Annotated in this window: 11 protein-coding genes; 6 read left to right on the forward strand and 5 right to left on the reverse strand. The window is 63.3% G+C overall.

Features of this window, described 5'->3' with window-relative positions; translation table 11 throughout:
* The 3 genes from EOA32_RS26870 to EOA32_RS26880 all read right to left on the reverse strand — a co-directional run.
* On the reverse strand, window positions 1-573 hold a 573-nt coding region (locus tag EOA32_RS26870), incomplete at its 3' end, for an alanine racemase (RefSeq protein WP_189407398.1).
* Window positions 570-1,850, reverse strand: coding sequence for a D-arabinono-1,4-lactone oxidase (locus EOA32_RS26875; RefSeq protein ID WP_128373321.1), 1,281 nt, complete (start codon window positions 1,848-1,850; stop codon window positions 570-572). The genes EOA32_RS26870 and EOA32_RS26875, both read right to left, overlap by 4 nt.
* 13 nt (window positions 1,851-1,863) lie before the next feature.
* Complete coding sequence (locus EOA32_RS26880) at window positions 1,864-3,048, reverse strand: MFS transporter (RefSeq protein ID WP_128373322.1); 1,185 nt, start codon at window positions 3,046-3,048, stop codon at window positions 1,864-1,866.
* A gap of 111 nt (window positions 3,049-3,159) precedes the next feature.
* On the opposite strand from EOA32_RS26880, the gene EOA32_RS26885 reads away from it, so the two are divergent.
* Window positions 3,160-3,786: a TetR/AcrR family transcriptional regulator gene (locus EOA32_RS26885; protein WP_128373323.1), complete on the forward strand. Its 627-nt coding sequence runs from the start codon at window positions 3,160-3,162 to the stop codon at window positions 3,784-3,786.
* Window positions 3,787-3,992: 206 nt separating this feature from the next.
* On the opposite strand, the gene EOA32_RS26890 is transcribed toward EOA32_RS26885, so the two are convergent.
* Entirely contained in the window at window positions 3,993-4,892 is a 900-nt protein-coding gene (locus tag EOA32_RS26890) for a LysR family transcriptional regulator (protein WP_128373324.1), read from the reverse strand.
* 103 nt (window positions 4,893-4,995) lie between these two features.
* Between EOA32_RS26890 and EOA32_RS26895 the strand changes: the two genes are divergently transcribed.
* The gene (locus EOA32_RS26895; RefSeq protein WP_095778351.1) at window positions 4,996-5,757 is read left to right on the forward strand and encodes an SDR family oxidoreductase; all 762 of its coding nucleotides are present in this window, start codon (window positions 4,996-4,998) and stop codon (window positions 5,755-5,757) included.
* On the opposite strand, the gene EOA32_RS26900 is transcribed toward EOA32_RS26895, so the two are convergent.
* Complete coding sequence (locus EOA32_RS26900; protein WP_128373325.1) at window positions 5,754-6,605, reverse strand: hypothetical protein; 852 nt, start codon at window positions 6,603-6,605, stop codon at window positions 5,754-5,756. The genes EOA32_RS26895 and EOA32_RS26900 overlap by 4 nt on opposite strands.
* A gap of 73 nt (window positions 6,606-6,678) precedes the next feature.
* Between EOA32_RS26900 and EOA32_RS26905 the strand changes: the two genes are divergently transcribed.
* The 4 genes from EOA32_RS26905 to groL form a co-directional block, all read left to right on the forward strand.
* A complete protein-coding gene (locus EOA32_RS26905) occupies window positions 6,679-7,473 on the forward strand; it encodes a methyltransferase domain-containing protein (protein WP_128373326.1) in 795 nt (264 codons plus the stop codon).
* 112 nt (window positions 7,474-7,585) lie between these two features.
* Complete coding sequence (locus EOA32_RS26910; protein ID WP_128373327.1) at window positions 7,586-8,647, forward strand: hypothetical protein; 1,062 nt, start codon at window positions 7,586-7,588, stop codon at window positions 8,645-8,647.
* A 232-nt stretch (window positions 8,648-8,879) separates the two neighbouring features.
* Window positions 8,880-9,176, forward strand: coding sequence for a co-chaperone GroES (gene groES, locus EOA32_RS26915; RefSeq protein WP_010915433.1), 297 nt, complete (start codon window positions 8,880-8,882; stop codon window positions 9,174-9,176).
* A 64-nt stretch (window positions 9,177-9,240) separates the two neighbouring features.
* Window positions 9,241-10,327, forward strand: a 1,087-nt coding sequence (gene groL, locus EOA32_RS26920) for a chaperonin GroEL (RefSeq protein WP_128373328.1), incomplete at its 3' end; no start/stop codon positions are given.

The raw sequence follows: 10,327 nt of genomic DNA on the forward strand, positions 1-10,327 counted from the left end.
GCCGAACAGCCCGGGAATTTCCGGCGCATGCGCCTCATAGGCCATGATGCCTTCGCAGCGCAGGCCCTTCGGTATGGTCAGCGCCCCGATCTCGGCAGGACCGGAAAAGCCGCCGCGATGCAGACCGACATCGACCTCGAAAGCGAAGCGCAGTTCGGTGCCGAACGCGGCGGCGAGCGCACCGTATTCGGACAGGCGCTCCGGCGTGTCGATCAGCCAGCAGACGCGCGACCACCCGCCGGCGTCGCCCCTAGCCAGCGCCGCTTTCGCCGCACCTACCGGCATCGGCTTGCCATAGAGGAGATCGCCCGCGGGAAAGGCGTCGAGCACCGCCTGCATCACCGGCGGATGGAAGGTCATGAAGCGGCCGGTTTCGAGCGACTTGGAGATATGCGAAAGCAGCGGCAGGCAAGGCAGCGACTTGTCGACCAGGCGCACGGCAAGACCCGGCGCCAGCCTCTGCTTCACCAGCGCGATGTTGGCGTCCAGCCGGTCGCGGTCGAGCACCAGGCAGGGCCGGAAGATTTCGGCGGCCTTGAGCGCCTTCGACAGCTCGGCGAAATAGGCGCTCATTGTTGGATGCCGAACAGGCCGGCCATATAGGGCGACACGAAGCGGTTCTCAGGATCGATGTCGCGGCGCACCGCCATTGCGTCATCCCAGCGCGGATAGAGCTTCTTGAAATCCGCCGCCGTCAAGCTGTGCATCTTCCCCCAATGCGGCCGCCCGCCATATTTGCGGAAGATCGGCTCGGCCGCGCGCATGAAGGGCAGCGGATCGTTCGCCGCGTCGTGATGAATGGCGATCGAGCAGGTCAGCCTCTGGTGGAAGGGCGAGAGCCAGAATTCGTCCGGGGCGACCGAACGCACTTCCATCGGGAAATAGACTTCCGGGAAGTGCTTTTCGGTCAGCGCGATGATCTCGGCCAGCGCCTTGGGACCGTCCTCGTAAGGCAGGTGATACTCCATCTCGTTGAATTTGGTGCGACGGTCGCTGGCGTAGACGTTGAGCCAGTCCTGCACATAATCCTCGGCCGGCACCTTCTTGACCGCACCCTTGATCAGCGCCCGGCGGAGCGCCGGCAGCCGGCGCAGCACGGTGCGCAGCTTGCGCAACGTCGCCAGGCCCTCCTCGTCATCCTCGGTCGGCCGCGGCGAAGGCCGAGCGTCGCTGAGATCGCTGGCGATGAACTGCGCATAGCCGGAAAACGGGATGTAATAGAACTCGGCCGAACGGTGGGCGGCCATCATCGTTTCGAAGTCGCGCAGCATATCGCCGATCGGCAACACCCATTTGCGGCGCCGCAGCCGGTAGGTCGGGATGTTGTTCATCGTCACTTCGGTGAGCACGCCGAAAGCGCCGAGCGCGACGCCGGTGGCATGGATCATATCCTGGTCGCCCGCCCGGCTGTATTCGCGCAGCTTGCCTTGTCCGTCGACGAACTGCACCGTCTCGAGCTGCGTATGATAGGCGCCGAGCGTCGGGCCGGAACCATGCGTCGCGGTGCCCAGCGCGCCGCCGATCGCTTGCTTGTCGATGTCGCCCATATTGAGCAGGCCCTGGCCGATGTCCTGCAGGATGTGCATCAGCGCGCCAAGCCTTGTGCCTGCCCTCACGCGTGCCCGATTGGCTGCGGCGTCATGCGAAACCAGCCCTTCGATCTTCGCCAGCGAGATGATGGTGCCGTCGGACTGCACCAGCGGCGTGAAGGAATGGCCGGCGCCGGCGACGCGCAGCGGACCGGGCGCGGAACGCACCAGATCGGCCAGCTCGCCGACATCGGCTGGCGTGGCGATCAGCTTCGGCGCGGCGTTCACGAAACCCGACCAGTTGCTCCAGGCGTTTGCCATGGTCACCTCCCGCTCAGGCTCGAACGCGGCGCCCGGCAACCAACACGAAGACGCCGACCAGCGCCACGCTGGCCAACGCGCTTGCCGCGGCGAATTCCGGCACCGGCCGGAAATTTTGGCCGTCGATCAGCAGCGAGGCGGCGACCGGGCCGATGGCGAGGCCGAAGAGCTGCGCCGCCGGCACGAGCAGTACCGCATTGCGCGTCTCGTCGGCGGTGATCGCCAGCCGGATCTGATAGGGCACGATAAAGAGCAGGATGAAGCCCATCACCAGCGCCACCGACCAGAAGACCGAAAGCCCGGGGCCGGAAGCGAGCAACACCGAGCTGATCGTCGCGACCGCGCCGATGACGGTGATGGCGAAGCGGTAGTCGATGCGCGCTTCGAAGACGGTGGCGGTCATGGCGCCCATGACCTGCGCGGCGAGGCTTGCCGAGACCATCAGGCCGACGGTGCGGCCGTCTATGCCGAACTCGGCGCCGAGCGGCTCCAGAAATGCCCAGACGGCGCCGAAGCACATGAAGTAGCAGAAGATCGACAGCAGCGCCGTGATCGCCGGCACGGTGAGCACATTGGCAAAATGCTCGTCCTTCGGCAGGTCGGCGTAGTCGTCCGGCACGATCCACGCGACGACGAGCGACAGCAGGCAGACAACGCCAAGCGCGACAAAGCCGCCGACCGAGCCCGCGGCAGGCACGGCATAAAGCGCGAGCAGCAGCGCCAGCGCGCATTGCGCCAAGGTCTGCAGCGTGACGAAATAGCCGCCGATGCGCTCGGCCCGGCGCGAGCGGGCGATCAATTCGGTCGCCACGGCGACCAAGCCACCCTCCGCGAGGCCTGCCAGGGTGCGCGCGCCGATCAGCGCATTGGAGCTCATCGTATAGGCGGTCCAGAAATTGGCGAGCGCCAGCAGCACCAAAAGCGCGGCGCTCTTCCAGCGCATGTTGCGCGCCGGCAAGAGCATCGCCACGATCGCCGAGCCGATGGCGATCGCGATCATCTCGGCGGTGGCGACCAGTGCCAGCTCGTCACCGGTGACATGACCTTCGCTGTAGAGCGCGCCGAGCAGCACCGGCTGCAAGCCCAGGATGAGCAGACCGACCGAGCCGATCCAGAGCGCCGCGGCGAGTTGCAGGCCGGTCGGATTGCCGACCAGCCAGTCGACATTTTCCGCATGCGCGGCATCGGTTGCAGTCACGAGGCGCCCTCCCTTGCAGCCCGGTGAAAAAACTGACAAGTTGTCAGTATTCACGAAACTGATACTTGATCAGTTTCCTGTCAACCGAGAATCAACGACTGCCCGCGCGAGATGAGGCAAGCAAGGCAAACGGCGACGGAACCGAGGCGCAGGCCCAAGCAGGAGCGCAGCCGCGAGCGCATCGACGCGATCCTCGCCACGACCATGCGGCTGATCGGCGAGAAGGGCATAGATGCGGTCACGATGAAGGAAGTCGGCGCGCTGGCGGGCGGGCCGATCGCCACGGTCTATCATTATTTTCCAAGCAAGTCGGCGATCCTGGCGATGCTCTACGAGCGTTTCTCGGAGGAGAGCCGGGCTCGCTTCGGCGCGATTATCGCCGATATCCGGGGAGCGGATGACGTGACCGCTGTAGCCGATCGCCTGCTCGACGATTACTACGGCCGTGTCGCGGCGGATCCGGCGATCCAAGATCTGCAGAACGCGATCCAGGCCGACAAGGCGCTGCAGCATCTCGACATCGCCGAGACGCGGCATCAGGCGAAGATGTTCTGCGACCGTGTGGCGCCGATGCTGAAGCCTAAACAGCGCGAGGCGTTCGGGCGCGTGGTGTTCCTGATCTTTCAGCTCGCCGGCGGCGTCGTGCGGCTGGCGCTGACGCAGGACGAGGCGGAAGGCCGGCGCACGATCGAGGATTACCGGTCGATCATCCACGCGCAGTTGCGGCTGTTTTTGTAGGCATGCCCTAACGGTCGTCATCCTCGGGCTTGACCCGAGGATCCATGCCGCGACCTCCGTCATAGAGCGCAACGGCGGAGAATTCTGCAATCGCTGCAACGCCTTAGCGTCACGGCATGGATCCTAGGGTCTGCGCGCGTCGCTTCGCTCCTTGCTCCGCCCTAGGATGACGACCGCTGGATACGATCCCCTCCGCGATTGCCAACTTACCCCGCATCCAGCTTCGGCCCCAGGATCTCCACCAGCCAATCGACAAACACCCTGACCCGTGGCGACAACTGCCGGCTCGGCGGATATAGCACCGAGATCGGCGTGGGCGTCGGCGGAAAATCGGGAAGCACTTCGACCAGCCGCCCTGCCTCGAGGTCGTCCGCATATCGGAGCCTTGGCGCCTGGAACAGCCCGAAACCCAGCCGGACCAGCGCAGCACTCGTGTCCGAATTGGCGACCGTGACCCGCGACGGCAGGACGATCTCGCGAACCTTGCCGTCGACGGTGAATTCCAGCGGCATCACCTGCCTCGTGCGCGACGACACGAAGCCGATCATCATGTGGCCAGCCAAGTCGTCCGGCGTGCGCGGCACGCCGTGGCGTTCGAGATAGGCGGGGCTGGCCACGGTGATTTCGCGCGCGATGCCGAGACGCCGCACGATCATGTCGCTGTCGGGAAGCGTGCCGGCCCGGATGACGCAATCGACGCCTTCACGCACGAGGTCGACGAGGCGGTCGCCTTCGCCGATATGCACGGTCAGGCCCGGATATCGGGCGAGCAGCGCCGGCAGTTCCGGCAGCAGGAAAGTGCGCGCCATGTGGCCGTTGACGTCGACGCTGAGGCGTCCGCGCACCTCATGCGCGCCGAAGCCGCCCTCGGCATCCTCGATGTCGGCGAGGATGCCGATGCAACGCTGGTAATAGGCTTCACCGTCGAGCGTGGTGGTGACGTGGCGCGTGGTGCGGCGAAGCAACTGCACGCCCAACCGCTCCTCCAACTGCTTGATCGCGGCGGTGGCGCTGGAGCGCGGCAAGCCGAGATCGGCGGCGGCCGCCGTGAAGCTGCGCCGTTCCACGACGCGGGTGAAGAGCCGCATGCTGTCGAACCTGTCCATCGCTGATTGTTCGCAAATCCTGAATAGAGTTGGCAGTCCGAGCCAGATTATATCGGTCATCCGCGCGAGTATATGGATCTCCATCGCCAAAAGGAGATTTGCCATGACCACTCGCCCCATTGCCCTCATCACCGGCGGCAGCCGCGGCCTCGGCCGCAACACCGCGCTCAACCTCGCCCGCAAAGGCGTCGACGTCATCCTCACCTACCGCTCGCGCGCCGACGAGGCGAAGGCGGCGATCGCCGAGATCGAGGCCGCCGGCGGCCGCGCCGCGGCACTCGAGCTCGACGCCGGCGCCGTTGCCACCTTCCCGGCTTTCGCCGCTGCATTGAGAAAGACGCTTCAGGGAACCTGGCAGCGCGACCGCTTCGATTATCTCGTCAACAATGCCGGGACCGGCCTGCGCAAGCCGATCGCCGAGACCACGGAAGAGGAATTCGACACGCTGATGAACATCCATCTCAAAGGCGTGTTCTTCCTAACCCAGGCGCTGCTGCCGCTGATCAACGATGGCGGCCGCATCGTCAACGTGTCGAGCGGGCTGGCGCGCTTCTCGGTTCCGGGCTCGGCCGCCTATGCGATGATGAAGGGCGGCATCGAGGTGTTCACGCGCTACCTCGCCAAGGAGCTCAGCCAGCGCCGCATCACCGCCAACACCGTGGCGCCCGGCGCCATCGCCACCGACTTCAACGGCGGCCATGTGCGCGACGACGCCGAGATCAACCGCGTCGTGGCTGGCATGACGGCGCTCGGCCGCGCCGGCGTCGCCGACGATATCGGGCCGATGATCGCCTCGCTGCTGTCGGAGGACAATCGCTGGGTCAACGCCCAGCGCATCGAGGTCTCGGGCGGCATGAATATCTAAGCGTGTTGGCGGATCAACCCTTCGAAGCCGTCGGCAAGATTGGCATTGCCGGCGGCGATGAAGCTCGACAGATTGCGGGCGCGTCCGGGCGTTTTGTTGGCATCGAGCAGCACCGCCCTGCCCTCATGCATGACGAAATCGAACTTTCCGTAGTCGAAGCCGAGCTTGCGCCTTAGCGCGCGAAGCTCGTCCGGTACGGGAACCGCCTCGCGACGGATCGTGTCGTCGCCCTTGACCAGGCTCTGCGGCGAGACATGGCGTGTGCAGCGCTCGCGCTCGCCGCAGAACAGCCAGAAACGAGCGGCAAAGCCATCCGGCTCAGGCTCGGGAATGAATTTTTCCACAATGAGATCCTCGCGTCCGAACAGCTCGGCCGGAACGTCGGCGAGCGAGGCATGGATCTGGTATTGGTCGAAAGATTCGACGCCGGGAAACGGCATCGGCTTGCCGGCGCGCCGCGAGCGCCGATTCAGTTGCTGTTCCGGCGTTCCCCGATGGTTGAGGCTGCTCTTGACGATAACCTGTCCCTTCCAGCAGTCGTCCTTGCCGACGACGGCGCCGCTGATGCGGCGCTTGGAAATGTCGGCGGCGCCGAGATTGAGGCAGAAGGGAAAGGCGCGGGCATACTCGACATAATCGGGCGACGTAACCGTCGCGTCGACATGCAGCACCGCGATATCGGCGGCCGGCTTCGCCGACGTGCCGCTGAGGACCTGCACCGAATGGCCGCGCCTCTTCAGTTCCTCCAGCAGATCGAAGAGCATGTACGGGCTGTCCCGGCGCCATAGCAGCCCGCGCCGGCTTTGGAAGCGGTCGAACTCATGCGTGATGACGGCGATGCGTGCCATTGTTCCCCACTTGGCCTATCAAGCGTCGTCCACTATTCGATCGGATACAACGCGCTACCGGGCTGGGGTTTGCATGACCGAGCATTGGAATGCAATTCGCAAACATTGGCAGTTGCTCGGCTCACCCCTGCGGCCGCCGGCGGAGGTTATCGAAACCTACGATCGCGAGCTCGGCCTTGCCCCGTCGGATGTCGTGATGCTCGGCGTGACACCCGAGCTCGCCGGGCTCGGCGCCACGATGACGGCGGTCGACGAGTCTTCGGACATGATTGCCGGCATCTGGCCGGGCGACACCGATACGCGCAAGGCGGTGCAGGGCGACTGGTTCGATCTGCCGTTCGCCGATGCAAGCGTCGAGGCGCTGATCGGCGACGGATGTCTCTCGGTCATCGGCGCCGCCGGCCTCAGGCGCACCCTATTTGCGTCGATCGCGCGCGCGCTCAAGTCCGACGGCCGCGCCGGCATCAGGCTTTACGCCTCTCCCGCAACGCCGGACGACCCGAAGGATGTCCGCGCTCTGGCACTAAGCGGCGGCGTCTCGACTTTCCATGAGCTCAAATGGCGCGTGGCCATGACCGCGATCGGCGACGCGCCGGATTACACGATCCCGGTCAAAGCCATCCTCGAACACTTCGAAAGGGTGTTTCCCGACCGCGAGGAGCTGTCGGCCCGAACCGGATGGGAACTACCGGTCATCGGAACCATAGACGTCTACCAGAACTCGTCCGCCGTCTATAGTTTTGCGCCGGCGGCCGTCTTGATCGAGGAAGCCGAGATCTTCTTCAAAGACGTCCGATTGGCCTCGACCGGAAGCTACGGGCTCGCCGAGCGGTGTCCGCTGCTGGTGCTGCGTTCGCCCCGACGTTAAAAACGCTGCAAAGCAAGTTTCCCCGGGCTTGCGCGTGCAAGTTGCAGAACGCGATGCAGTAATGCATTCTCAGTCAGACTGAAATCGATCGGCGGAATATAAGGGTGCGAGAATGAGGATACTTGCGGCAATTTTGCCAATGCTGGTGTTCGCTTTGCTCTGTCCGCCTTCTCCAGCCAAAGCCGATGAACCTCCCGCGACTGTTCCCCTGATCAAAGTGGAATATCCATGGAAGCCGGGGAATATTCGCATGCTCTATGTGAATATCGTTTCGGTCGGCGATCGCGCAGTGAACCAGCCTCTGCTGTTCGATACGGGATCGAGCGGAATGACGATTGAGTGCCAATCGGTGCTGCCGGCCGAAATCTGTTCGGACACAGGAATAAAGATCACAAAAGACCAGCAGATAGACGGGATAATGGTGACCACCGAACAGGCGGTCATGAAGTATGGAACTTATGATGAGTACGGCAATGTTGCCTATGCTCGTGTGGCTTTTGGTTCGCCGGACGCCCCGGTCTCCACCATCACCTCAATCCCATTCCTGATCCGCTACAAACAAATCAGACGTAATACCGGAGAAGTCGTTGGGGGCCCGCTTTGGCCCAAGGGCATTTTCGGTATCGCTCCTGTTGGCGGAAACGGACCAGACCGGATCGTCAAGTCCCCCCTCGCTTATGTGAACTTTGGATCCGGCTTGCGCAAGGGCTACTACCTCACTCCGGTAGGCACCAATTGGAAGGCCTGCACGAACAATGACGGCAACTGTCCGCAGGTCGAAGCGCTCCATATCGGCGTGCCGAAAGATGTAAAAAAAGACTTCAGGGTGCAGAGCTGGAAACATGCCGATTGGCGATACGATTTCCCCACGATCAAGGCCTGTATCTCGTGGGGATCCGAGCCGACGTGTCGGCCAACTCTTTATGACACCGGCAACTCAACGATCCAGGTTTCCACCGAGGCGTCGATGCCGTACTCGTCATTGAACACCGGTACAAAGGTCCTGGTAAAAGCCGATGGTCAGGAGGATTGGAATTTCAAAACCACCTACAAGCCTGAAGTAGAGTTCATTCCTGGTCTTCCATTTAACATCGTCGGCATCCGATATTTCGAGAAGAACAGCCTGCTGCTTGATTTTGAAACGCGCCAGATCGGCTTGCGCCTCGGAAACTGAGTTCCGGATTGACAGTACGAGGCCGCGTTCAGCAAGCGGGCTGGATTTTCAAAAGGGCGGCAACATTAGAAAATTTCGCGGCATTGCCCCTCCCCGCGCGCCTTGACTCTCGCATGCCATCAGCCTATCTCAGCGCCACGTTAGCACTCGCCTTAGGTGAGTGCTAACTTATATCCGGCGGCCTCGCCGGATGGAGGAACAGTTCTCACCGTTCTCATTCGAGGAAGACAACATGGCAAAGTCCAAGTTCCGCCCGCTTCATGACCGCGTGGTCGTTCGCCGGGTCGAATCCGAATCCAAGACCGCCGGCGGGATCATCATCCCGGATACGGCGAAGGAGAAGCCGCAGGAAGGCGAGATCATCGCCGTCGGCTCCGGCGCCCGCGACGAAAGCGGCAAGCTCGTGCCGCTGGACGTCAAGGCCGGCGACCGCATCCTGTTCGGCAAGTGGTCGGGCACCGAAGTCAAGCTCAATGGCGAAGACCTTCTGATCATGAAGGAATCCGACATCATGGGCATCATCGGCTGATCATCGGCCTCTCTCTATCAACTGAATTTTCGGGCTCTGTCCGAGTCCCTGTCAGGAGCTTACTATGGCTGCAAAAGACGTAAAATTCTCCCGCGACGCCCGTGAGCGCATGCTGCGCGGCGTCAACATCCTCGCCGACGCGGTGAAGGTCACCCTCGGTCCGAAGGGCCGCAATGTCGTCATCGACAAGTCGTTCGGCGCTCCGCGCATCACCAAGGACGGCGTCACCGTCGCCAAAGAGATCGAGCTCGAAGACAAGTTCGAGAACATGGGCGCGCAGATGGTTCGCGAGGTCGCCTCGAAGACCAACGACATCGCCGGCGACGGCACGACCACCGCGACCGTTCTCGCCCAGGCGATCGTCCAGGAAGGCAACAAGGCCGTTGCCGCCGGCATGAACCCGATGGACCTGAAGCGCGGCATCGACCTCGCCGTCACCGAAGTCGTCACCGCTCTCGGCAAGGCCGCCAAGAAGATCAAGACTTCGGAAGAAGTCGCCCAGGTCGGCACGATCTCGGCCAATGGCGACGAGTCGGTCGGCAAGATGATCGCGGAAGCGATGCAGAAGGTCGGCAACGAAGGCGTCATCACCGTCGAGGAAGCCAAGACCGCCGAGACCGAGCTGGAAGTCGTCGAAGGCATGCAGTTCGACCGCGGCTATCTCTCGCCCTACTTCGTCACCAACGCCGACAAGATGGTCGCCGATCTGGAAGACGCCTACATCCTGCTGCACGAGAAGAAGCTCTCCAACCTGCAGGCCATGCTGCCGGTCCTGGAAGCGGTCGTTCAGACCTCGAAGCCGCTGCTCATCATCTCGGAAGACGTCGAAGGCGAGGCTCTGGCCACGCTGGTCGTCAACAAGCTGCGCGGCGGCCTGAAGATCGCCGCCGTCAAGGCTCCGGGCTTCGGCGACCGCCGCAAGGCCATGCTCGAAGACATCGCTATCCTGACCGGTGGCCAGGTCATCTCGGAAGACCTCGGCATCAAGCTCGAGAATGTCGGCCTCAACATGCTCGGCCGCGCTAAGAAGGTGTCGATCTCCAAGGAGAACACCACCATCGTCGACGGCGCCGGCAAGAAGGCCGAGATCCAGGGCCGCGTCGCCCAGATCAAGCAGCAGATCGAGGAGACCACCTCGGACTACGACAAGG

Origin of the sequence: Mesorhizobium sp. M1A.F.Ca.ET.072.01.1.1 (assembly GCF_004023325.1) — a bacterium.
Classification (GTDB): domain Bacteria; phylum Pseudomonadota; class Alphaproteobacteria; order Rhizobiales; family Rhizobiaceae; genus Mesorhizobium.

Bases quoted from the DNA above. Each gene is read 5' to 3' on its own strand.
- EOA32_RS26875 (WP_128373321.1), bottom strand. From the start codon at position 1,850: ATGGCAAACGCCTGGAGCAACTGGTCGGGTTTCGTGAACGCCGCGCCG.
- EOA32_RS26885 (WP_128373323.1), top strand. From the start codon at position 3,160: ATGAGGCAAGCAAGGCAAACGGCGACGGAACCGAGGCGCAGGCCCAAG.
- EOA32_RS26890 (WP_128373324.1), bottom strand. From the start codon at position 4,892: ATGGACAGGTTCGACAGCATGCGGCTCTTCACCCGCGTCGTGGAACGG.
- EOA32_RS26895 (WP_095778351.1), top strand. From the start codon at position 4,996: ATGACCACTCGCCCCATTGCCCTCATCACCGGCGGCAGCCGCGGCCTC.
- EOA32_RS26900 (WP_128373325.1), bottom strand. From the start codon at position 6,605: ATGGCACGCATCGCCGTCATCACGCATGAGTTCGACCGCTTCCAAAGC.
- EOA32_RS26905 (WP_128373326.1), top strand. From the start codon at position 6,679: ATGACCGAGCATTGGAATGCAATTCGCAAACATTGGCAGTTGCTCGGC.
- EOA32_RS26910 (WP_128373327.1), top strand. From the start codon at position 7,586: ATGAGGATACTTGCGGCAATTTTGCCAATGCTGGTGTTCGCTTTGCTC.
- groES (WP_010915433.1), top strand. From the start codon at position 8,880: ATGGCAAAGTCCAAGTTCCGCCCGCTTCATGACCGCGTGGTCGTTCGC.